The 22424-nt window shown below is 60.0% G+C and carries 19 protein-coding genes; 10 read left to right on the forward strand and 9 right to left on the reverse strand.

From position 1 onward, the window contains the following. Window positions 1-169 precede the first annotated feature (169 nt). The gene (locus PMI27_RS27520) at window positions 170-2260 is read left to right on the forward strand and encodes a TonB-dependent receptor (RefSeq protein ID WP_008149354.1); all 2091 of its coding nucleotides are present in this window, start codon (window positions 170-172) and stop codon (window positions 2258-2260) included. Between the two features lie 226 nt (window positions 2261-2486). Here the strand turns inward: PMI27_RS27520 and PMI27_RS27515 are convergent, their stop codons facing one another. From PMI27_RS27515 to PMI27_RS27500, 4 genes are all read right to left on the reverse strand, one after another. Next, window positions 2487-2699, reverse strand: coding sequence for a hypothetical protein (locus PMI27_RS27515; RefSeq protein ID WP_008149352.1), 213 nt, complete (start codon window positions 2697-2699; stop codon window positions 2487-2489). Between the two features lie 243 nt (window positions 2700-2942). Continuing rightward, window positions 2943-4049 carry an agmatine deiminase gene (gene aguA / locus PMI27_RS27510; protein WP_008149349.1) on the reverse strand — a complete coding sequence of 369 codons (1107 nt, stop codon included), beginning with the start codon at window positions 4047-4049 and terminating at the stop codon, window positions 2943-2945. A gap of 5 nt (window positions 4050-4054) precedes the next feature. Further along, the gene (gene aguB / locus PMI27_RS27505) at window positions 4055-4933 is read right to left on the reverse strand and encodes an N-carbamoylputrescine amidase (protein ID WP_008149347.1); all 879 of its coding nucleotides are present in this window, start codon (window positions 4931-4933) and stop codon (window positions 4055-4057) included. Between the two features lie 303 nt (window positions 4934-5236). After that, entirely contained in the window at window positions 5237-8149 is a 2913-nt protein-coding gene (locus tag PMI27_RS27500) for an aminotransferase (RefSeq protein ID WP_008149345.1), read from the reverse strand. Between the two features lie 177 nt (window positions 8150-8326). Between PMI27_RS27500 and rfbC the strand changes: the two genes are divergently transcribed. From rfbC to PMI27_RS27480, 4 genes are all read left to right on the forward strand, one after another. Further along, window positions 8327-8872: a dTDP-4-dehydrorhamnose 3,5-epimerase gene (gene rfbC, locus PMI27_RS27495; protein WP_008149343.1), complete on the forward strand. Its 546-nt coding sequence runs from the start codon at window positions 8327-8329 to the stop codon at window positions 8870-8872. A 106-nt stretch (window positions 8873-8978) separates the two neighbouring features. Further along, a complete protein-coding gene (locus tag PMI27_RS27490; RefSeq protein WP_033052977.1) occupies window positions 8979-10787 on the forward strand; it encodes a sensor histidine kinase in 1809 nt (602 codons plus the stop codon). Beyond that, on the forward strand, window positions 10784-12175 hold the full coding sequence (locus PMI27_RS27485; RefSeq protein ID WP_008149340.1) for a sigma-54-dependent transcriptional regulator: 1392 nt from the start codon (window positions 10784-10786) through the stop codon (window positions 12173-12175). The genes PMI27_RS27490 and PMI27_RS27485 overlap by 4 nt, the downstream gene beginning before the upstream one ends. Before the next feature lie 40 nt (window positions 12176-12215). Beyond that, window positions 12216-12671: a YiiD C-terminal domain-containing protein gene (locus PMI27_RS27480; RefSeq protein ID WP_008149338.1), complete on the forward strand. Its 456-nt coding sequence runs from the start codon at window positions 12216-12218 to the stop codon at window positions 12669-12671. Window positions 12672-12773: 102 nt separating this feature from the next. Here the strand turns inward: PMI27_RS27480 and cysQ are convergent, their stop codons facing one another. Continuing rightward, a complete protein-coding gene (gene cysQ, locus PMI27_RS27475; RefSeq protein WP_008149335.1) occupies window positions 12774-13601 on the reverse strand; it encodes a 3'(2'),5'-bisphosphate nucleotidase CysQ in 828 nt (275 codons plus the stop codon). Next, window positions 13598-14164, reverse strand: coding sequence for an ADP compounds hydrolase NudE (nudE, locus tag PMI27_RS27470; protein WP_008149334.1), 567 nt, complete (start codon window positions 14162-14164; stop codon window positions 13598-13600). The genes cysQ and nudE overlap by 4 nt, the downstream gene beginning before the upstream one ends. A gap of 89 nt (window positions 14165-14253) precedes the next feature. Between nudE and yrfG the strand changes: the two genes are divergently transcribed. Further along, complete coding sequence (gene yrfG, locus PMI27_RS27465; RefSeq protein WP_008149332.1) at window positions 14254-14916, forward strand: GMP/IMP nucleotidase; 663 nt, start codon at window positions 14254-14256, stop codon at window positions 14914-14916. A gap of 120 nt (window positions 14917-15036) precedes the next feature. Here yrfG and lysM read toward each other — a convergent pair whose 3' ends face one another. After that, complete coding sequence (gene lysM / locus PMI27_RS27460) at window positions 15037-15477, reverse strand: peptidoglycan-binding protein LysM (RefSeq protein WP_008149329.1); 441 nt, start codon at window positions 15475-15477, stop codon at window positions 15037-15039. Window positions 15478-15613: 136 nt separating this feature from the next. Between lysM and PMI27_RS27455 the strand changes: the two genes are divergently transcribed. The 4 genes from PMI27_RS27455 to PMI27_RS27440 all read left to right on the forward strand — a co-directional run bounded on the left by PMI27_RS27455 (window position 15614) and on the right by PMI27_RS27440 (window position 20605). Continuing rightward, complete coding sequence (locus PMI27_RS27455; RefSeq protein ID WP_008149327.1) at window positions 15614-16501, forward strand: LysR family transcriptional regulator; 888 nt, start codon at window positions 15614-15616, stop codon at window positions 16499-16501. Between the two features lie 94 nt (window positions 16502-16595). After that, window positions 16596-17435 (forward strand): formate dehydrogenase accessory sulfurtransferase FdhD, encoded by an 840-nt coding sequence (gene fdhD / locus PMI27_RS27450; RefSeq protein ID WP_008149325.1) that lies wholly within the window; start codon window positions 16596-16598, stop codon window positions 17433-17435. Beyond that, window positions 17432-19780: an FdhF/YdeP family oxidoreductase gene (locus tag PMI27_RS27445; RefSeq protein WP_008149322.1), complete on the forward strand. Its 2349-nt coding sequence runs from the start codon at window positions 17432-17434 to the stop codon at window positions 19778-19780. The genes fdhD and PMI27_RS27445 overlap by 4 nt, the downstream gene beginning before the upstream one ends. A gap of 336 nt (window positions 19781-20116) precedes the next feature. Then, window positions 20117-20605, forward strand: coding sequence for a glycine zipper domain-containing protein (locus PMI27_RS27440; RefSeq protein WP_008149319.1), 489 nt, complete (start codon window positions 20117-20119; stop codon window positions 20603-20605). Between the two features lie 69 nt (window positions 20606-20674). Here the strand turns inward: PMI27_RS27440 and PMI27_RS27435 are convergent, their stop codons facing one another. Together PMI27_RS27435 and PMI27_RS27430 are read right to left on the reverse strand one after the other, a co-directional pair. After that, complete coding sequence (locus tag PMI27_RS27435; protein ID WP_008149318.1) at window positions 20675-21094, reverse strand: acyl-CoA thioesterase; 420 nt, start codon at window positions 21092-21094, stop codon at window positions 20675-20677. Between the two features lie 37 nt (window positions 21095-21131). Continuing rightward, window positions 21132-22358 carry a 3-hydroxyacyl-CoA dehydrogenase gene (locus PMI27_RS27430; RefSeq protein WP_008149315.1) on the reverse strand — a complete coding sequence of 409 codons (1227 nt, stop codon included), beginning with the start codon at window positions 22356-22358 and terminating at the stop codon, window positions 21132-21134. Between the last annotated feature and the right edge of the window lie 66 nt (window positions 22359-22424).

Genomic DNA, 22424 nt, shown 5'->3' on the forward strand with positions numbered 1-22424 from the left:
CAGTCTGTTTCATGAATCGGTCGAATGGCCTCACGGCCTCACTGTAGCTATCTCGACACAATTAGAAATAATCAAACAGCGGGAGCTTTCAAGAATAATTAACGGAAGTAAATAGCAAGCATTACCATTCGCACCCTCGGATTACTCCACCCTTTCGGATGCGCTTCAGATGCCTGCCCCCTTTCGCCTCACGCCCGTCACCCTTGGGCTTTCTGCATTTCTCTCTGCCGGTTTTGCCTGCGCCGCCACCACTGTTTTACCCGAGACGTCGATCAGCGCCGAAGCTGAAGCCGATGACCCGCGCGTGAAAGAAACCAGCACCGCGACCCGCACCGCCACGCCGGTGCGCTACGTTCCACAAGCCATCGACTCGATCAAAACCGCAAACGTCGTGGATTACGGCACCAACGATCTTGGCACCGCGCTGAGCGGCATCCCCAACGTCAGCAGCGGCGCCGACACTCGCTTCGACAGCCTGCGCATCCGCGGTTTCGACGCCAGCAACGACTTCTACCTTGACGGCATCCGTGACGACAGCCAATACGTGCGCGATTTGCACAACATCGAACGCATCGAAGTCCTCAAAGGCCCGGCCGCTGTTTTGTATGGCCGTGGTAGTCAGGGCGGGATCGTCAATCGGGTCAGCAAGTTGCCTGAATTCGGTCGCCGCTCGACCCTCGAGGCCCAGGGCGGCAGCGATGATTTGCGCAGCCTCTACGCCGACCTCGGCACCGACCCGAGCGAGAACATCAGCCTGCGCCTGAACATGGGCAACATGGATCAAAACAGCTTCCGCGATGGCGTGAGCGGCAATCGCCAACTGTTCGCACCGTCGATGAGCTGGCAACTGACCCCGGACTTGAACTGGCTGGTGCAGTACGAATACAGCCGCTACAACCGTACGCCGGATCGCGGCATCCCCGGTGTAAACGGACGCCCGGCCGACGTAGGACGGGATACGACCTACGGCAGCGAGCACGATTTCATCGACGACAAGTCGCAATCCCTGCGCTCGAAACTCAGTTATGAGCTCAGCGATAACTGGCAGCTGCGCCACACCCTGGGCGTGTTCAAGCTCAACAGCGACTTCGACAACACCTACCTGACCGGTTACACCCCGGCGACCAACAAGGTCACGCGCCAGCACTGGCAACAGGACCTGACCACCCGCAACGTCTACAACAACGTCGAGCTGGAAGGCGGTTTCGACACGTTCGGCCTTGAGCATCGTTTGCTGACCGGCATCGAAATCGGCAGCCAGCGGCGCGATCCGACGTTGTACAACGCGGCCACCGGACGCGGGACTCAGCCGGTGCCGGCGCTCGACCTGTACAACCCCGACCGCAATTTGCGCCACACCGGACGGATGCAAGTGTCCAGCAGCTCTCACACCGAAGTCGAAAGCCGTGCAGTGTACGTGCAGGATCAACTGCGTTTGAACGATCAATGGCAACTGCTGGCGGGTTTGCGTTACGACACCTTCGACATCGAGTCGACCAACAAGCTGCGGGACATTTCCGAAAATCGTGACAGCCATAGCACCAGCCCGCGTGTAGGACTGGTGTGGACGCCGCTGCAGAATCATTCCTTCTACGCCTCCTGGACCAAGACTTTTTCCCCGGTCGGCGGTGGTTTGATCGGTATCACCCCAGGCGCCGCCGGCAACAGCAACGACCTGAGCCCCGAGCTGACCAAGCAAAAGGAAATCGGCGTGAAGAGCGACTGGCTCGATGATCGCCTGAGCACCACGTTGGCGATCTACGAACTGGAACTCTACAACCGCCGTACCAGCGACCCCGACAATCCGACCGTCACCTTGATGACCGGCCTGCAACGTTCCCGCGGGATCGAGCTGACTGGCACCGGCAAATTCGCGGGCAACTGGTACGTGCGCGGTGGCGTGGGTGTGCAGGACGCGACGGTCGAAAAGGACAACAACGGCTTTGAAGGCAAACGCATCAGCAACGTGGCCAAGCACAACGGCAGCCTGTTCCTGACCTGGAAACCGGAAATGGGCTGGTACGCCGAAACCGGTCTGACCCTGGTGGGCCAGCGCTACGCCGACAACCTCAACACCACTGTCCTGCCAGGTTATGGCCGTTGGGATGCATTGGCCGGGTTCCGGCAGAAGGATTGGGATTTGCGCACGGCGCTGAACAACATCAGCGACAAGACCTATTACTCGTCGGCCACCAGTGCAGCGCAGATTCAGCCGGGTGAACCGCGCAGCGTGGTCGTGACCGGAACCTACAGCTTCTAAACACCACGAACCGGTGTGGACACACAAATATTGTGTTCATACCGATAACCTGTGGGAGCGAGCCTGCTCGCGAAGAGGCCGACACATCCAACATCAATGTTGACTGTTAGACCGCCTTCGCGAGCAGGCTCGCTCCCACAATTAATCTCCATGCACACAAAACCTTCGCCCATAAAAAAGCGCCGCCATCCCGGCAGCGCTTTTATCAATCCTTTGTTTTTTCTTCTTATCCTTCCATCACATCCCACAACGCTTCCAGCTCCGCTTCGCTGAATAAACCAGCGGGGTAGCGTTCGATCATCGTCCGGCGCGGATCAGGTTCTCTGATCTGACGCGTTCCATTGGACTTCAACCAGTGCGCCAGGACCTGGAGCGATTCGCTGTTTACTGCCAGGGGATGCAACGCCCGCTCGGTCACCACATTCATTTCGGCGTTCATTTCCGCGCTCTCTCCTGGATTGTGAGCGGCTAACTTATCCAAGGTTTATGACAGAACATCGCAGTTCTCCCCCTCCCTGTTACACCCTGAGCGATACAAGAGCTGTGCCAAGGTTTCGCAACTGTCGACAAGTGGATACAAAAAAGCCCGCAGTCCTTTAGGGCTGCGGGCTTTCTACAAAACGGGAAGGGAAAATGGTTGCCGAATCGATTCTGCAATCAACTCAAGCTGTTACAACTGCACTCACTCTTTGTGCGGTGCTGGCTGTTGTTGGGTAAGGCAGTGGATGTTACCGCCCCCCAGTAACAGTTCGCGGCCGGGCACCATCACCACTTCGTGCTGCGGGAACAGTGCCTGCAAAATCTCTTTTGCCGGGCCATCCAACGGATCGTCAAAGCTCGGCGCGATGATGCCGCCGTTCACGATCAGAAAGTTCACGTAGGAACCCGCCAGACGCACGGTCGGATTACGTTCCTGAGTCCCGTCCACCGGATCAACACCGGCGCACTCTTCTTCGGTCGCATACAGCGGCCCCGGAATCGGCATCTTGTGCACCGTGAATGGGCGACCCTTGGCGTCGGTGCTGCTTTCCAGCACTTTCATTGCCGCCTGGCAGCGCGGGTAGTTCGGGTCCTGCGGGTCATCGGTCCAGGCCAGCAACACTTCGCCCGGACGCACGTAGCAGCAGAAGTTATCCACATGGCCGTCGGTTTCGTCGTTGAACAAACCGTCCGGCAGCCAGATGATTTTATCCACAGCCAGATTGGCGCTGAGCACCGCTTCGATCTCTGCACGGTTCATGTGCGGATTGCGATTGCGGTTGAGCAGGCATTCTTCGGTAGTGATCAACGTGCCTTCGCCGTCGACGTGGATCGAACCGCCTTCAAGCACAAAGCCCTCGGTGCGGTAGCGCTGGCTGCGCTCGATCTCGAGGATCTTGCCGCCGACCTGGGAATCGCGATTCCACGGCGAGTACAGCCCCCCGTCGAAACCGCCCCACGAGTTGAAGTCCCAGTTCACACCACGGACTTCGCCACCGTTATTGATGACAAACGTCGGACCCGTGTCGCGAACCCAGGCGTCGTCGCTGGACATTTCCACCACACGAATATTCGGCACGTCCAGACGGGCACGGGCGTTTTCGTATTGGCCGGCGGAAACCGCTACGGTTACCGGTTCGAAACGCGCAATGGCTTTGGCCACCGCGACGTGCGCGGCTTGCGCCGGTTTGCCACCCAGACGCCAGTTGTCCGGGCGCTCGGGCCAGATCATCCAGGTCTGGGTTTGCGGCGCCCATTCGGCGGGCATGTAAAAGCCGTCGGCGCGCGGCGTGCTGTGCAAAGTGGTCATGACAATCAGGACTCCAGGGAACCGTCGAGGGTTTTCAGTGTGCCATACAGGTTCGGGCGACGATCACGGAACGAGCCCCAGGCGCTGCGGATGTGTTCCAGTTCGTCCAGGTCGAAGCTCTGAACCAGTACGCCTTCTTCGGTTTCGTTGAGTTCTTGAACCTTCTCGCCGAACTGGTTGGCGATGAACGACGAGCCGTAGAACGTAATGTCGTAGCCGTCCTGCTCTTCGTTGCCGATGCGGTTGCTGGCGATCAGCGGCATCAGGTTCGCGCCGGCATGGCCTTGTTGCACGCGCTGCCAATGATCGCGAGACGAAATAGTCTTGTCGTGTGGCTCGCTGCCGATCGCGGTCGGGTAGAACAGAATTTCCGCACCAAGCAACGCCATGCTGCGGGCGCATTCCGGGAACCACTGGTCCCAGCAGATGCCCACGCCGATTTTCGCGTAACGGGTGTTCCAGACTTTGAAGCCGGTATCGCCCGGATTGAAGTAGTACTTTTCATGGTAGCCAGGGCCGTCCGGGATATGGCTTTTACGATAAATCCCGAGGTTGCTGCCGTCGGCATCGATGATCGCGATGCTGTTGAAACGCGCGCGGCCCGCCAGTTCGTAGAAGCTGATCGGCAGAACCACTTGCAGCTCTTTGGCGACTTTCTGGAAGTGCTTGATGGCGACGTTGTCTTCAACGGTCGTGGCCAGCTGCAGGTAATCCGGGTTCGGCTTCTGGCAAAAGTACGGAGCCTCGAACAGTTCCTGGATCAGGATGATCTGCGCGCCTTGCGCCGCGGCCTCACGGACCAGCCGCTCAGCGGTCTCGATGTTGGCTTCAAGGTCCCAGGAACAGGCCATCTGGGTGGCGGCGACGGTAACGATACGGCTCATGAATCATCTCCGGGGCAATTGCTTGAGGGTCGAAGGTGGTATCGACCAATGACAGAAATGGGAAGCACCGGGCGTGGTGAGGCCACACCGGGGCAGAGGTGACTTTATAGCCGATAAAAATCGGCTTTAGAAGTCACCAACAAACCTTTTGTCATATTTTTTTGCTAAAAAGCCGATATCTATCGAATTAACACCGTACCAATGTGGGAGTGAGCCCGCTCGCGATTGCAGTCGAACATTCAACATGGATGTCGACTGATCCTGCCCAATCGCGAGCAGGCTCACCCCCACAGGGACGTGTGTTTACAGGCCCTCTGCGAGAACCTTCGACAGCATGTCCACGAAGAAATCCACGCTCTGACGCGAGGTCACCATCGGCGGTTTGATCTTGAGGACGTTCAGGTAATCGCCAGTTGGCTGCATGAAGATCCCCAACTCGCGCAATCGATCACACAGCGCCGCGGTTTCTTCGGTCGCCGGTTCCAGGGTTTCGCGATTGCGGATCAACTCGACGCCCAGATAGAAGCCGGAGCCATGCACCGCGCCCACCAGCGGATGGATATCGATCAGCGCTTCAAGCCGTTCCTTGAAATACCCGCCCACGACCTGAGCGTTTTCCCAGAGTTTTTCTTCCTCCATCACATCCAGCACTGCCATGCCGATCTGGCAACTGACCGGGCTGCCACCGGCCGACGAGAAGAAGTAACCCTCGGCCTCCAGCGCTTCGGCGATTTCCCGACGGGTGATCACCGCGCCCAACGGCTGGCCGTTGCCCATGCCTTTGGCCATGGTGATGATGTCCGGCACCACGCCTTGCTCTTCGAAACCCCAGAAAAAATTGCCCATCCGGCCGTAACCGACCTGCACTTCATCGGCGATACAAATGCCGCCCTGGGCACGAACCAGCGCATAAACCTGTTTCAAATACCCCGGCGGCAGCGAGATACCGCCAGCATTGCCGTACACCGGTTCGCAGATGAAACCGGCCAGTTGACGCTTCTGCTCGGCAATTTTCGCCAGGTTGTGTTCGACGCTGCGCACGTAGTCCGGCGCGCTATCCGGTCCACGGAATTCGCCGCGATAAGTGTTCGGCGCGGTGACCGGATGCACCCAGTCCGGACGGCTGCTCAAAGCCTTCGGGTTGTCGGCAATCGAGGTCGAGACCGCGTCCGCGCCCACTGTCCAGCCGTGATAGGCCTCGAGCACGCTGAGCATGTCGCGGCCACCGCTGTAGGCCCATGCCAGGCGGATTGCCAGGTCATTGGCTTCGCTGCCACTGTTGACCAGAAATACCCGGTCCATGGAGTCCGGCGACAGTTTCAGCAAACGTTCAGAGAACTCGGCAATCGCTGCGTAGTTAAAACGCGAGTTGGTATTGAGCAGCGACCACTGACGGCTGGCGACAGCGGCCATGCGCGGATGACCGTGGCCAAGCACCGCAACGTTGTTGAGCATGTCGAGGTAGGAACGGCCTTGCATGTCGATCAAATGATTGCGCCAGCCACGTTCGATACGCGGCGGGTCGACGTAATAGTGTTTCTGGGTACGGGCGAAACTGGCGTCACGGCGCGCCAGCAACGTCTGCGAATCGAGTTCTTCTTCAGCGTCACAGGCCAGTCCCAGCAGCACCGCCGGTGACGGGCACAACGCTTGCCAGGCAGCCGCGCGGGACGGCGTACAAAACAACGGCGCCGTGAACGAAGCGTCGCGGCACAACTGCACGATCAACGGCCCGTTGACGGAACCCAGCACCTGACCTTTGACCAGCGCTGCGCCCGTGTGCAGCGACGGCGTCACGCCCCACAGGCGAACACTCAGTTGCGGGCCGTCCAGTTGCAGCACACCCGCCGCTGGCTGATGCACCACCCCGGCAAACGGTGATTCGACCGCTGTGCCGTGGGGCACTCGCAATTCGACGTGCAATGGGCAAGTTTCCGGCTCAGTAGCGCTGTCCGGGCGAGTGCGGGACAAGCGATATTGCCCATAACGACTGGCCGCCAGACCGTGAGCCACGGCAGCTTCGGTCAGCAGCCGCTGATCGATCCCCTCCTGCTCCCAGTTGCCGGCTTCAAAATGCGGGCTGAGCACGCCCAAATCGATCAACGCAAACTCACGCCCCACCAGGCTCGGCAGCAGCGGCGCAAAGCCTTCGCTGCCGATGCCCGGCAGTTTCTGGCCGACGGCGGTCAGGATCGCCGCTTCCATCAACGCCAACGGCACCGATGTGGCAACGCGGAAAATCTCCCACTCGTGGGTGAGGTTGTCGCGGCTGTATTCGTTGCCCGGATCGATGCTGACCTGCTGTTCGCCGCTAAGCACCAATACCGCCGCACGGGCTACGATCAGCGGCCAGAGCGCCAGTAGCTCTTCATGCGTGAGCGGATTGACAGCGTGATAGGCCTGAACCGCCGGCAAAATGTAGAACGGATCGCCATCAGCGTGGTGCAGCAGCGCCGCGCAGGTCACCGACAGATCAGTGATGCGCCAGGTACGAACCAGGTCGCCGAAATCGATCACACCCTGCAATTGCCACTGGCGTTGCGAATCTCGCTGCCACACCACGTTGTCGTCGGTGATATCCATGTGAATGGCCTGTACCGGCAGCTTATCCACAAGCGGCTGCAAATGACGCTCGGCCTGTTCAGCCGCATCGGCAATCAGTCGGCGTTGCTGGTCGTCGTTGATGACCGGCAGCAAATGTGCGATCAACGCGTTGGCGTGGCGGGCGTCCCATTGAAGAGTGCGCTCAAGGCCCGGATGGTCGAAACCGGCCAGCGCCAGGTCCATTTCACCGCAGAGTCGACCAAAACCGGCCACCACTGAACCGGGCAGATGATCCAGGTGTGTGAGCGACTGGCCTTCGATGTAATCGAGCAGGCGCACATGCACCGGTTGGCCGCCGACTTCCAGAGAGAGAAGGTCTGTACCGTTTTTGGCGGGAATCACTCGCGGCACATGCACATCGGGGTGTTCACCCAAATGCTTGAGTCCGGCGTGCTGGGCGTGCAGCTCCTGCGCCGAGTAATCACCACGGCAGATTTTCAGGACAAAACGCCCCTGGTCGCTGTCGACCCGATAGTTAAGATCCTGCTGGCTGCCGAGGGCCTGCAACCTTCCACTCAGGCCGTAATGTCCCTTCAACAGCTCAAGCGCTTGCTCCGCAGACACTTGCGGGCTGGGCAAACTGGCGCGATGAATCAACGTGGCGAGTGGCATACAACGACCCCTGAGATTTTATTAGGCGCTTATATCGCCACTGCTTCAAACGATACGCAACCCCCTTCCATAGTTGACGAACGAAACCGGGCAACTACTGTCTTTAACTAGCAGTCGCACTGTTTGCCACTTTACGTAAGAATATGCGCCATCAACGTCTATCGCTGGAGAAACACCATGAATGTAGTCACCACCGACCTGCCCGGTGTTCTGATCATCGAACCCAAGGTATTTGGTGACGAGCGCGGTTTCTTCTATGAAAGCTTCAATGCCAAGGCTTTCAAAGAAGCGACTGGCCTGGAGACGAATTTCGTTCAAGACAATCATTCCCGCTCGCAAAAAGGCGTATTGCGCGGTCTGCATTACCAGCTGGAAAACACTCAAGGCAAACTGGTTCGGGTCACCGCCGGTGAAGTACTCGACGTGGTCGTGGATATTCGCCGCAGCTCGCCCCATTTCGGCAAATGGGTGGCTGTGCGTCTGTCCGCCGAGAACCATCGCCAACTCTGGGTCCCGGAGGGTTTCGCCCACGGTTTCGTGGTGCTGAGCGAGTTCGCCGAATTCCTCTACAAAACCACCGACTACTACACCCCGTCCGCCGAGCGCAGCATTCGCTGGGACGACCCGGACCTGGCCATTGATTGGCAACTGGACGAAGCGCCACAACTGTCCGGCAAAGATCAAGCCGCTGCGTTCTTCAAGGATGCTGAAGTCTTTTCCTGAAACACCGTCTGAATCATCACCGCGCAAGCGTGCCTGACCCACGGCGCGCAGACTGCGCCCGCAAGCCTAGGCATAATGCGCCTGTACCCACAGGCGCTCGATGCTCATGACTCCGACCCTCCCCCGCAGACCCCGCTGGCGCAGCCTGGCCCTGCTCGCGCTGTGCCTGGCGCCATTACTGTGGCCGCTGGAGCATCTGGCCGAGCGCTACTACCGCAGCGAACTGGCCGGGCAGAACCGTCAGACCCTCGATCTTTATGTCGCCAACCTGCTGGGCACCCTGCACCGCTATGAAGTGTTGCCGCAGATCCTCGGCGATCTGCCGGCCCTGCGAGCCGTCCTCGGCGCGCCCGACGATGGCGTCACCCAAGGCAACGCCAATCGCTTGTTGAAAAATATCAGCGCCCAGACCGGCGCCGAAGTCATGTACCTGATGGACACCACGGGCAAGACCCTGGCCGCGTCCAACTGGGACAAACACGACAGTTTCGTCGGGCGTAATTTTTCCTTCCGGCCGTATTTCAGCGAAGCCATGGCCGGGCGGCTTGGGCGTTTTTTCGGTTTGGGCACGACATCGGCCAAGCGCGGCTATTTCTTCGCCGCCGCCGTGCGTAACGGCGAAAAGATCATCGGCGTGCTGGTGGTCAAGGTTGACCTGGACCACACCGAAAGCCTTTGGGGCAAAACCCCGGAACAACTGCTGCTGACCGACCATAACGGCGTGGTCATTCTCACGTCGCGGCCCGAGTGGCGATTCCGCTCGACCCGCCCGTTGGGCGAAGAAGAAAGCAAGGCTATTACTGCGATTCAACCTTATCCGACCCGTGATCCCAAACCATTGCGGCTCAACCCCAACGCCTGGCTGACACAAACCCAGTCCATCGCAGAAACCGGTTGGAACGTCAGCATCCTCGCCCCACGCACTTTGATCGATCGCCCGGTACGCACGGTCGTCGCCATCGGCGGCGCGACGTTGTTGGTGTTGATGTTGCTGCTGGGGCTGATGATGCAGCGCCGCCGTCATTACCTTGATCGAATCGCCTTCGAAGCCAAGGCCCGTCGCGAGCTGGAAGGCCGGGTAGCCGAGCGGACCAGCGACCTCGAAGGCCTGAACCGTCGACTGAAACAGGAAGTACTGGAACGCGAACAGGCCCAGCAAGAGCTGGTTCGTGCTCAGGATGATCTGGTGCAGGCCGGTAAACTGTCGGCCCTTGGCACCATGTCGGCGAGCATCAGCCACGAATTGAATCAACCGCTGGCGGCGATCCGCAGCTACGCAGAAAACGCCGAGGTGCTGCTCGATCATCAGCGCACCGACGATGCGCGCGGCAACCTCAAGTTGATCAGCGAACTGACCGGGCGCATGGCGTCGATCATCGCCCACCTGCGCGCCTTCGCCCGGCGCGATCGCCACGCCCCGGAAAGCGTCGCCCTCCAACCGGCGCTGGACGATGCGCTGGCGCTGCTGGCCAAGCGTCGACGCAGCATGGAAGTCGAGCTGATCCGCGACTTGCCGGCCGCCACCCTGTGGGTCGAGGCCGGGGAAACCCGTCTGCGTCAGGTGCTCGGCAATCTGCTGGCCAACGCCTTGGACGCCCTGACGGAAAAAGGCCCGCCGCGTAAGCTCTGGTTGAGTGCCCAATCCACTGCCGACGGCGTCAATCTGTACATTCGCGACAATGGCCCCGGGTTCTGCCTGGAGGCACTTGGCCGCGCCAGCGAGCCCTTCTACACCACCAAGACCCGCACTCAGGGGCTTGGGTTAGGGCTGGCGATTTGCGAAACCCTGATGCGCGCTTTCGGTGGTGAACTGTCGTTCTCCAACCACAAGGAAGGTGGCGCCCTGATTACCCTGAAGCTGCGTGCAGGCGCGCCGGGTGTGAGCCTGCAACCGTCCGAGGACCGAAGTGCATGACCATCGACAACCGCATCCAGGTCGTGCTGATCGACGACGATCCGCACCTGCGTCAGGCCCTGAGCCAGACCCTGGACCTCGCTGGCCTGAAAATCCTGCCGCTCGCTGAAGCCAAAGGCCTGGCCGCGCAACTGGAACGCGACTGGCCCGGCGTGGTGGTCAGTGACATCCGCATGCCGGGCATGGACGGTCTCGAATTGCTGACTGAACTGCATGCCCAGGACCCGGAACTGCCGGTGCTGCTGATTACCGGTCACGGCGATGTGCCGCTGGCCGTACAAGCCATGCGCGCCGGGGCTTATGACTTTCTGGAAAAACCCTTTGCCAGCGACGCCCTGCTCGACAGCGTGCGCCGCGCCCTGGCCCTGCGCCGGCTGGTGCTGGACAACCGCAGCCTGCGTCTGGCCCTGAGCGATCGCAATGAACTGAGCGCCCGACTGGTCGGGCAATCGGCGCCGATGCTGCGCCTGCGCGAGCAGATTGGTGCATTGGCGGCGACCAAAGCCGATGTGCTGATCCTTGGCGAAACCGGTGCCGGTAAAGAAGTTGTCGCACGTGCATTGCACGATCTGTCGAGCCGTCGTAACGGTCCGTTCGTGGCGATCAATGCCGGCGCCCTCGCCGAGTCGGTAGTAGAAAGCGAGCTGTTCGGTCACGAGCCAGGCGCCTTTACCGGCGCGCAAAAGCGGCGCATCGGCAAGTTCGAATTCGCCAATGGCGGCACGTTGTTCCTCGATGAAATCGAAAGCATGAGCCTGGATGTGCAGGTGAAATTGCTGCGTTTGCTGCAAGAGCGGGTCGTCGAGCGCTTGGGCGGTAATCAGCTGATCCCGTTGGACATCCGCATCATTGCCGCGACCAAGGAGGACCTGCGTCAATCCGCCGATCAGGGCCGCTTCCGTGCCGACTTGTATTACCGCCTGAACGTCGCACCGCTGCGCATTCCGCCGCTGCGTGAGCGCGGCGAAGATGTGCTGATGTTGTTTCAGTATTTCGCCGATGAAGCGAGTGCTCGTCACGGTCTGCCACCCCACGAGTTGCAACCGGGACAACGCGCCCTGCTGCTGCGCCACACCTGGCCGGGCAACGTGCGGGAACTGCAGAACGCCGCCGAACGCTTTGCCCTGGGCCTGGAACTGGCCCTGGACAATAACGCGGCGGATGGCGCTGTCGGCATGACGGTCGACGTGGTCAGCGGCGGTCTCAGCGAACAAGTGGAAAATTTCGAGAAGAGCTTGATCGCCGCCGAACTGGCGCGTTCTCACAGCTCGGTGCGCAGCCTCGCCGAAGCCCTTGGCATCCCACGCAAGACCTTGCACGACAAACTGCGCAAACACGGGCTGAACTTCGCCGACGGTGGCACCAGCCACACCGACGAACCCGATTGAGCTACCGTCAAATCATCATCTTCAAACAAGAGATCCGTGCATGAGCCGCGACAGCCGTCATCTGGAATCAGTCCTCCATCGCGATATTCCGCTGACGCGAGATATGGGCCTCAAAGTGCTCGATTGGCACGACCAGCAACTGCGCCTGCACTTGCCGCTGGAGGCCAACGTTAATCACAAAAGCACGATGTTTGGCGGCAGCCTGTATTGCGGCGCGGTGCTGGCCGGTTGGGGCTGGTTGCATTTGCGTTTGCGTGAAGAAGGGGTTGAAGGCGGGCACATCGTGATTCAGGAAGGACAGATCAGCTATCCGCTGCCGGTGACCATGGACGCGACAGCGATTTGCCATGCGCCGAGTGCGGCGGTTTGGAAGAAGTTTTTGGCGATGTATCGGCGGTATGGACGGGCACGGTTGACGTTGCATTCGCGGATCGTCAATGCCGACAGTGATGATGATGCGGTGAAGTTTACCGGGCAGTACGTACTCCACCGCTAAAGCAAAAGATCGCAGCCTCGTTTCACTCGACAGCTCCTACAGAGAAACGCGCCGCCCCTTGTAGGAGCTGTCGAGTGAAACGAGGCTGCGATCTTTTGATCTTCAACCCCGAGCCAAAGCCAACAACTTTTCCCGCCACGCAGCCTTCGCCGGCAGCGCCAGGAAAAACTCATTCAGCAACGACTCCCGCGCCGGATAACTGAACGGCGCACCGCTCAAATCCAGCACCTCACCGCCAGCCCCTTCCAGCACGCCTTGCGCCGCCGCCGTGTCCCACTGCGAAGTCGGCGCCAACCGCGGATAACAATCCGCCGCCCCTTCCGCCAACAAACAGAACTTCAACGAACTGCCGATGTTAGCCAATTGCAGTTCACCCAGACTGTCGCTCAACCCGGCCAGCAGGCGCTCCTGCTCAGGACTGGAATGCCGACGACTGGCAACCACGGTAAACGCTTCACCTTCAGCAGGAACCTCGCGAACCTGAATCGGTAAAGGCGCCGTGTCTTTATCGCCACGCCACGCGCCCAGACCCGCCCCACCGACGTAGAAGCGCCCGTTGGTCGGCATCGATACCACGCCAAACACCACTCGCCCCTGCTCGATCAGCGCGATGTTAACGGTAAATTCTTCGCTACCGGAGATGAACTCCTTGGTTCCGTCCAGCGGGTCCACCAGCCACCAACGCTGCCACCCGGCGCGCACGCTCTGGGGAATGTTGGCGTCTTCTTCGGACAGCACCGGGATGCTCGGGTCCAGCGCCGTCAGCCCGGCCAGAATCAGATGATGAGCAGCCAGGTCCGCCGCCGTCACCGGGGAATCGTCAGCCTTGGCGGTTACAGCCGTACCGATGCGCCAGAACGGTAGAATCGCTTCGCCAGCCTTCAGCGCCAGTTCAACAACAGGCGCCATCAACGGATGGGGGAAAATCATGGCTGGAACGCTCCACGCTGAGTCAGTAGATCACGGGCCAGGTACAGTGCTGCCAATGCACGGCCCTCAGTGAATCGCGGGTTCTGGGCCAGGGCCGACAACTCACGCAGGTTGATTTTGTCCACGCCCATCGGCTCCGGCTCATCGCCTTCAAGGCTTTCTTCGTACAGATCAGTGGCCAACACCACCTGGATCTTCTGGCTCATGTAACCGGGCGACAACGACAACTCAGTCAAATGCTCCAGTTGCCGCGCGCCGTACCCGGCCTCTTCCTTGAGCTCCCGCTCGGCCGCCGCCAGCACGTCCTCGCCCGGCTCGATCAAGCCTTTAGGCAAGGACAGCTCGTATTCATCGGTGCCGCCGCAATATTCTTCAACCAGCACCGCGTGGTCCGCATCCAGCATCGCCACGATCATCACCGCGCCATAACCGGCGCCCTTGCCCACCAGTCGCTCATACGTGCGCTCCACGCCATTGGAAAAGCGCAACTTCAGCTCTTCGACGCAGAACAAACGGCTGGTGGCGACGATCTCGCGGGCGAGGATGGTGGGTTTCTGGCGCATGAAAAGCTCCTTGGCGTGAACGCGTTACTATACCCGGCCTATCCTGATTGTTTACGTCGGATATCTTTTTTACCGCTGGAGAAGTTTTTATGTCCCTGCTGCCCTGGCGCGACATCGACACCGTTCTGCTGGATATGGACGGCACGCTGCTGGACCTGCACTACGACAACCATTTCTGGATGGAACACCTGCCCCAGCGTTACGCCGAATTGCACGGGGTGAGCCGGGCCATGGCCGAGATGGAATTGCAGCCGTTGTTCGAACGCAACGCCGGCCAGTTGCATTGGTATTGCCTGGATTTCTGGAGCGCCGAGCTCAAGCTGTCGGTGCGTGAACTGAAACTGGAAACCGCGCATTTGATTGCCCTGCGTCCGGATGCGGACACCTTTCTGGCCGCCATCAAACAGGCGGGCAAGCGCGTGGTGCTGATTACCAATGCACACCGCGATTCGTTGTCATTGAAGCTGGAAAGAATCGAACTGGCGCCGTACTTCGAGCGGTTGATCAGCTCGCATGATTACGGTTTTGCCAAGGAAAACCCGCAATTCTGGGATGCCTTGCAGGCGGACATCGGTTTCGATCCGGCGCGCAGTCTGTTTATCGACGACACATTGCCGATCCTGCGCAGCGCGCGGGATTTTGGGGTGGCGCATTTGTTGGCCGTGAGTGAGCCGGATAGCCGTAAAGGGCCGAAGGACACGGCCGAGTTTGCGGCGGTGGGGGATTATCGGGAGCTCATTGCCGGGCTCTGAGACCGCGTCGCCTGCATCGCGGGCAAGCCTTGCTCCTACGGGTGTGTGTCGTACGCGAATTTTGCATACATCCTGTAGGAGCAAGGCTTGCCCGCGATGGCCATCACACGGCCTTGAGGCTTACTCAGGAATACGCAACGACTGCCCCGGATAGATCTTGTCCGGGTGAGACAGCATCGGCTTGTTGGCCTCGAAGATTTTGTTGTACTTGTTGGCGTCGCCGTACTCAGCCTTGGCAATCGCGCTGAGGGTGTCGCCCTTTTTCACAGTGACGAACCGCGCCGCCTGAGCAACCGGGCCCGTCACGGTGATCTGGTCATCCACACTACCGACACCGGCAATATTGCCCACCGCCAGCAGGATTTTTTCCTTCTCTTCCTGACTGCCGACTTCGCCGGTCACGGTGACTTTGTCGCCATCCACCGTCGCCTGCACATTCGGGTTACCCAGGCCGACCTTGCTGATGTGTTCCTTCAATTGCTCGCTGGCATTGGCGTTGCCTGGCGTCAGCAGATCGATAAGTTTTTCGCCTGCTTCTTTCACAAAGCTAAAAATGCTCATGGTGCACTCTCCTTGGGTTTTGGGTTCCAGACGCAAAAGCCTAGACCAAGGCTGTCACTTGCGGTTCCAACCCGACCAATGACGCCGCTTCCCCCCAAGCGCTAGAATCCGAACCTTCCCGCGCCCTGGAGCGAAGATGGACATCAAGCAACTTAAATTCCTCATCGCCCTCGACGAAACCCGGCATTTCGGCCAGGCCGCTGCGCGTTGTCACATCACCCAGCCGACCCTGTCCATGCGCCTGCGCAGCCTCGAAGAAGAACTCGAGTTGCCGCTGGTCAATCGCGGTCAGCGCTTCGAGGGTTTCACCGCACCGGGTGAACGGGTGCTGGCGTGGGCGCGCACCGTGTTGGCGGCCTACGACGGCTTGCAGGCCGAGGCGGCGGCCTGTCGCGGCAATCTGGTCGGTACGTTGCGTCTGGGCGTGGTGCCGCTGTCGAGCTTCGATCCACTGCCGTTGATGCAACGCTTGCACGCCGAACACCCGAACCTGCGCTTCGAGCTCTCGGCCCTGAGTTCTGAACAAATCCTGGAACAACTGGCAAACAATCGCCTGGATCTGGGCGTGTCGTACCTGGAGCGACTGGACGGCGAACGCTTCGATTCCCTGGCATTCAGCGAAACCCGCATGGGCCTGCTCTACGATCAGCGCTTCTTCAGTTTCGGCGAGGCGCCGCTGAGTTGGGAATCGCTGATCGAACTGCCGCTGGGCATGCTCACCAGCGGCATGCATTTTCGGCAGTCCATCGACCACAACTTCCACAGTCGCGGCCTCACCCCGCAGCCGTTGCTGCAAACCGATGCCGTCCACCAATTGTTACAAGCGGTGCACGGTGGATTCTGCTGCGCCGTGATGCCGCTGGACGGTGGCCTGGAAAAACTCACCGATCATTTGCGCCTGCACCCCATCGAAAATGCTCAAACCCTCGCCCGGCTGGGGCTGATCATGCGTCGCAGCGCCCCGCGTTCGGCGCTCGCGGAAGCCTGTTTCGCGATTCTTCAGCAATCGCTGCCGAGCTCTTGATCGACGTCATCTATCGGTAGATCAGTAATAGCGATTAGACGCGACAAGTTGACGCGCCTAGGCTTAAAGCAGCCTAAACCGTCGGTGATACCTCATGAACGCCAAGCGCCCTGCCTGCGCGGCGCCAGCCCTCGAAACGCCAGCGCCCGCCGCAAGCCAGACGTACAGTTACTGCGACCTTCAAGACACCGAATCGGCCAGCACCGCGCTGGCCGAAGAAGTCGCGTTGGCGATCGCTTATAACGGCATCAGTCAGGCGGTCATGTTGGTCACGCCGACGGACCTTGAAGACTTCATCGTCGGCTTCAGCCTCGGCAGCGGCATCATCGAAGACGCTTGCGACATTTATGACCTGCAACTCAGCGGCTCGGGTTCAGCGCAATACGCGCAAGTGACCATCGCCAACCGCGCCTTCTGGAACCTCAAGCAACAGCGTCGGCAAATGGCTGGCACCAGCGGTTGCGGACTCTGCGGCGTGGAAGCGGTGGAGCAGGCATTGCCTGATCTCAAGGTGTTGCCCGGCGCCCCCTTGCCGCCCGCCGAATGGCTTGATGGCTTGCGTCAGCGCATCGGTGCGTTCCAGCCTCTTGGCCAGTACTCCGGCGCGGTGCACGCAGCCGTATTCATGAACAGTCAGGGCCAATTGCTGCTGGGTCGCGAAGACATCGGCCGACACAACGCCCTCGATAAGCTGATTGGTGGACTGATCCGTCAGAAGATCCCGACCACCGGCGGGCTGGTGATTGTCACCAGCCGTTGCAGTCTCGAACTGATCCAGAAAGTGTTGCGCGCAGGTATCCAGACCCTGGTCAGCCTGTCGTCGCCCACGGGCCTTGCCGTGCAATGGGCCCGTCGCCACAACCTCAATCTCATCCACCTGCCGCAGAAAAATGCGCCGCGGGTCTACAGCCCCGCGACGGAGAACCCAGCGTGAGTCAACACCAACAAGCCGACCAGAAACCCGTTCCGCGTTATAAGCCCTACAAAGGTCCAGCCGGTGGCTGGGGCGCGTTGGCCAGCGTTGCCCGGGCCTGGTTGACCAGCGACAACGCGCTGAAAAACCTGCGCATGATGCTCAAAACCAACAAAAACGGCGGGTTCGACTGCCCCGGTTGTGCCTGGGGCGATTCCAATGAAGCCGGCATGGTGGCGTTCTGCGAGAACGGCGCCAAAGCAGTGAACTGGGAAGCGACCAAACGCCGTGTCGACGGTGCGTTCTTTGCCAAACACAGCGTCAGTTCGTTGCTGGAACAAAGTGACTACTGGCTGGAATATCAGGGCCGTCTGACCGAGCCATTAAGCTATGACGCCGAAACCGATCGCTACAAGCCGATCAGCTGGGACGCTGCGTTCTCCTTGATCGCCAAACATTTGCAGGGTCTGTCGAGCCCGGATCAGGCCGAGTTCTACACCTCGGGCCGCGCCAGCAACGAAGCGGCGTACCTGTATCAATTGTTCGTGCGTGCCTACGGCACCAATAACTTCCCCGATTGCTCGAACATGTGCCACGAGGCCAGCGGTGTGGCCATGGCGCAAAGTGTCGGCGTCGGCAAAGGCACCGTCACCTTCGACGACTTCGAACACGCCGACGCGATTTTTGTCTGGGGTCAGAACCCTGGCACCAACCACCCACGGATGCTCGAACCGCTGCGCGAAGCGGTGAAACGCGGCGCTCAGGTGGTGTGCATCAACCCGTTGAAGGAGCGAGGCCTGGAACGCTTCCAGCACCCGCAACACGCGATCGAAATGCTCACCAACAGCGACAAGCCGACCAACACCGCGTACTTCCGTCCGGCATTGGGCGGTGACATGGCGATCATGCGCGGCATGGCCAAGTTCCTGCTGCAGTGGGAGCGTGACGCACAGAAGGCGGGTGAGCCTGCCGTATTCGACCACGACTTCCTCAATGAACACAGTGTCAACGTGCTGGAATACCTGGGCATCGTCGACGACACCTCGTGGGAGCAGATCGTCCATCAATCCGGACTGACGCTGGTTGAAATCGAGCAAGCGGCGCGGATGTATGCCAAAGGCAAAAACGTGATCATGTGCTGGGCGATGGGCATCACACAGCATCGCCATTCGGTGGCAACCATTCAGGAAATCGCCAACCTGATGTTGCTGCGGGGCAACATCGGCCGTCCCGGCGCCGGTCTGTGCCCGGTGCGCGGCCACAGTAACGTGCAGGGCGACCGGACCATGGGCATCAACGAGCGTCCGCCGGTGGCGTTCCTCGATTCCCTGGAGCGTCGCTTCAAGTTCAAGGTGCCGCGTGAAAACGGTCACAACGTGGTCGAGGCGATCCATGCCATGGCCGATGGCCGCGCGAAAGTCTTTATCGGTCTGGGCGGCAACTTCGCCCAAGCCACTCCGGACAGCTCACGGACTTTCCAGGCCCTGAGCAACTGCGACCTGACCGTGCAAATCAGTACCAAGCTCAACCGCAGCCATCTGGCACACGGTAAAGAGGCGCTGATCCTGCCGTGCCTGGGCCGCACCGACATCGACATCCAGACCGAAGGCCCGCAAGCGGTGACCGTCGAAGACTCGTTCAGCATGGTTCACGCCTCCAACGGCCAGCTGCAGCCGCTGTCGAAGCAGATGCGCTCGGAGCCAGCGATCATCGCCGGCATCGCCGCCGCAACCCTGGGCAGCGAACCGGTGGACTGGAACTGGCTGGTGGCCGATTACCGGCGCATCCGCGACCTGATCGCCGACACCATTGCGGGTTTCAAGGACTTCAACGAAAAGATCCAGAACCCGGGCGGGTTCTACCTCGGCAACAGCGCCGGTGCTCGCCGCTGGAATACCGCGTCGGGGCGCGCCAATTTCCGTCCGAACGTCCTGCCCAAAGACCTGGTGCACGAACGCACTCGCGCCACCGGCGTATTGCCGGACCTGATCATGCAGTCGATGCGCTCTCACGATCAGTACAACACCACGATTTATGGGCTTGATGACCGCTATCGCGGCGTGAAAGGTCAGCGTGATGTGTTGTTCGCCAACGAAGCCGATATCATTCGCCTGGGGTTCAAGCCGGGGCAGAAGGCTGACATCGTTTCAATCTGGGATGATGGACGTGAGCGTCGGGTGAAGGGCTTTACGCTGCTGGCGTTTGATATCCCTGCCGGGCAAGCGGCGGCTTATTACCCGGAAGTGAATCCGCTGGTGCCGCTGGAGAGCATCGGGGATGGCAGCCATACACCGACATCGAAGTTTGTGGCGATCCGGTTGGAAGCGGCGAGTGAAACCGGGTTGATTTTGGCCAAGTCGGCTTAACGCAGCGTCTGATCTACCGCAATCGCGAGCAGGCCCGCTCCCACATTTGATCTGTGTCGTACACAAATCCACTGTGGGAGCGGGCTTGCTCGCGAAAGCGGGGGAACATTCAACGAATCTTCCGGATCAGTCACTTTCCAAACGCCCACAAAAAAGGCCGTTTTGCATGAAAACGGCCTATCCGAAGTAGCTAAAGACCGGCGAAAAACACTTAAGTTCCAGCTAAAAAACAGTAACTTATAGAAATGTGCTCAAGTCGTGTTACTCGTCGGATTTCGATTGTCACGACCATGACACGGCCTCAGGATCGCGCCGTCATCCCCTTGAGGTTCCTCTATGAAGTTCTCCTCGATTCTCTTGTTGTCCCTTGGCCTGGTCAGTGGCTTCGCTTCTGCTGGCGGCACCACCGAAGCAGGTGTGGGCGGCGCATTGGGCGGGGTTCTGGGCTCAGTCGTCGGTCAGTCATTAGGCGGCAGTACAGGTTCCACCATTGGCGCGGCCCTGGGCGGCGCGGGTGGTAGCGCAGTTGGCGCAGACAAACGCAGCCGTGGCGAAGCCGCCATTGGCGGTGCGTTGGGCGCAGCTGGCGGTAACGTGGTCGGCCGCAGCATGGGCGGCACCACCGGCAGCCTGATCGGCTCCGCAGCAGGTGGCGGCGCCGGTGGCGCGCTGGGTAACTACATGGGCAACAAGAGCGATGACGAAGATGATGATCGTCGTTCTTATCGTGGCGGCCATGGTGATCGTCGCTACTACCGTGACGACCATCCGGGGCGCGGTCATGCCTATGGCCACCGCAAGCATCACCATCGCTATCGCGACTGAGGCTTGAATCGCCTCGCTTGCCGATGCATCAAAAAATCGCAGCCCAAGGGCTGCGATTTTTTTTGCCCGTCAAACCACCAACCGCTGCAGCGCTGCGCGCAACCCGGCAGGAATCGCCACCGGCTGATTCGATGTCCGATCCACAAACACATGCACGAACCGCCCTGCCGCGCAGGCTTCGTCTTCCCCGGCCTTGAACACCGCCAGCTCGTATTGCACCGAACTGTTGCCCAACTTGCCCACCCGCAAACCGATTTCTATCCGGTCAGGGAAGGCAATGGAAGCGAAGTAATCGCAAGCCGAACTCACCACAAAGCCAACTACCTCGCCGTCATGGATATCCAGACCGCCGACTTCGATCAGGTAGGTGTTCACTGCCGTGTCGAAGAAGCTGTAGTAGGTGACGTTGTTGACGTGACCATAGGCGTCGTTATCGTGCCAACGGGTGGTGATGGGCTGGAAGTGGGGATAGTCGGTGCGTTGGGGCATGGGTTCTCGCCTTGAGGATCGTTCGAACAGGTGAAGTCTACCGATCCGCAAACCCTTTACCCACCGCCGCCAACTCCCCGATCAACCGCGCCGGGTTCCACTGATCACCCTGCTTCGTCTCAAGCGCCAGCAACCGCTGGTGAATATCCGCCAGCCCTTGTTGATCCGCCCAGGCCATCGGCCCGCCCTTGTCCGCCGGGAAGCCGTAGCCATTGAGGTACACCAGATCGATGTCGTGCGCCGATTCGGCAATCCCTTCCTGAAGGATCTTCGCCCCTTCATTGACCAGTGCCAGCAAGCAGCGCTCCAGAATCTCCTCGGGGCTTATCTCGCGTCGCTGGAACCCTAGTTCTTCACTGACCTTCAATACCAGCGCATCGACTTCAACATCGTGCTCAGCCTGGCGACTGCCCGGCTCATAGTGGTAATACCCATTGCCACTCTTTTGACCGAAACGACCCAATTCGCACAGACGATTGTCCACCTGAACCTCAGGCGAATCTTGCCCTATGCCGGCCAACTGCCGAGCGCGCCACTCCAGATCGATGCCGACCACGTCGTACATGCGGAACGGCCCCATGGCAAAGCCAAAACCTTGCAGCACCGCATCGACTTGATAGGGATAAGCGCCTTCGAGCAACATCTTGCGCGCTTCGAGTACATACGGACGCAGCATGCGGTTGCCGATGAAACCATGGCAGTTGCCCGACACCACGCTGACCTTGCCCATGCGCTTGCCCAGCGCCAGAGCAGCCTCAAGCACCACCGGTAAAGTCTGGGCACCGCGAACGATTTCCAGCAGTTTCATGATGTGCGCCGGACTGAAGAAGTGCAGGCCCAGGACCTGTTGCGGACGGCGAGTAGCCGCAGCGATGGCATCGATATCCAGCGCCGAGGTATTGCTGGCCAGAATGGCTTCAGGTTTGAGCAGACCGTCCAGTTCACGGAAGATTTTCTGCTTGAGTTCGAGGTTTTCGTACACCGCTTCGATGACCAGATCGACATCGCGGATCGCCGCGTAGTCCGCAGCCGCCGTTACCCGTGCTATGCGAGCGTCCGCCTCGGCGTGATCGATCCGTCCCTGACGCACGTTGTGGGCGTAGGTGTCCGCCACGGTAGCCAGCGCCTGTTCAAGCATCTGTGGATTGTTATCGACCCACTGCACCGGGACGCCGGCGTTGGCCAGGCACATGACAATGCCACGGCCCATGGTGCCTGCGCCAATGACGGCGGCGCGCTGAATATTGAACGGTGTCTGGCTCATGATTGTTCTCTTATTGGCGATCCAAAGACAGCCTTCACCATAGTCAGCCACCGCGCATTTTTGAAA

It is taken from the genome of Pseudomonas sp. GM41(2012) (assembly GCF_000282315.2).
GTDB lineage: Bacteria > Pseudomonadota > Gammaproteobacteria > Pseudomonadales > Pseudomonadaceae > Aquipseudomonas.

Coding starts and splice junctions, on each gene's coding strand:
- PMI27_RS27430 (WP_008149315.1), bottom strand. CDS start 22,358: ATGAGCCAGACACCGTTCAATATTCAGCGCGCCGCCGTCATTGGCGCA.
- PMI27_RS27440 (WP_008149319.1), top strand. CDS start 20,117: ATGAAGTTCTCCTCGATTCTCTTGTTGTCCCTTGGCCTGGTCAGTGGC.
- PMI27_RS27485 (WP_008149340.1), top strand. CDS start 10,784: ATGACCATCGACAACCGCATCCAGGTCGTGCTGATCGACGACGATCCG.
- PMI27_RS27455 (WP_008149327.1), top strand. CDS start 15,614: ATGGACATCAAGCAACTTAAATTCCTCATCGCCCTCGACGAAACCCGG.
- lysM (WP_008149329.1), bottom strand. CDS start 15,477: ATGAGCATTTTTAGCTTTGTGAAAGAAGCAGGCGAAAAACTTATCGAT.
- aguB (WP_008149347.1), bottom strand. CDS start 4,933: ATGAGCCGTATCGTTACCGTCGCCGCCACCCAGATGGCCTGTTCCTGG.
- PMI27_RS27515 (WP_008149352.1), bottom strand. CDS start 2,699: ATGAACGCCGAAATGAATGTGGTGACCGAGCGGGCGTTGCATCCCCTG.
- aguA (WP_008149349.1), bottom strand. CDS start 4,049: ATGACCACTTTGCACAGCACGCCGCGCGCCGACGGCTTTTACATGCCC.
- PMI27_RS27480 (WP_008149338.1), top strand. CDS start 12,216: ATGAGCCGCGACAGCCGTCATCTGGAATCAGTCCTCCATCGCGATATT.
- nudE (WP_008149334.1), bottom strand. CDS start 14,164: ATGCGCCAGAAACCCACCATCCTCGCCCGCGAGATCGTCGCCACCAGC.
- cysQ (WP_008149335.1), bottom strand. CDS start 13,601: ATGATTTTCCCCCATCCGTTGATGGCGCCTGTTGTTGAACTGGCGCTG.
- fdhD (WP_008149325.1), top strand. CDS start 16,596: ATGAACGCCAAGCGCCCTGCCTGCGCGGCGCCAGCCCTCGAAACGCCA.
- PMI27_RS27490 (WP_033052977.1), top strand. CDS start 8,979: ATGACTCCGACCCTCCCCCGCAGACCCCGCTGGCGCAGCCTGGCCCTG.
- PMI27_RS27520 (WP_008149354.1), top strand. CDS start 170: ATGCCTGCCCCCTTTCGCCTCACGCCCGTCACCCTTGGGCTTTCTGCA.
- rfbC (WP_008149343.1), top strand. CDS start 8,327: ATGAATGTAGTCACCACCGACCTGCCCGGTGTTCTGATCATCGAACCC.
- yrfG (WP_008149332.1), top strand. CDS start 14,254: ATGTCCCTGCTGCCCTGGCGCGACATCGACACCGTTCTGCTGGATATG.
- PMI27_RS27435 (WP_008149318.1), bottom strand. CDS start 21,094: ATGCCCCAACGCACCGACTATCCCCACTTCCAGCCCATCACCACCCGT.
- PMI27_RS27500 (WP_008149345.1), bottom strand. CDS start 8,149: ATGCCACTCGCCACGTTGATTCATCGCGCCAGTTTGCCCAGCCCGCAA.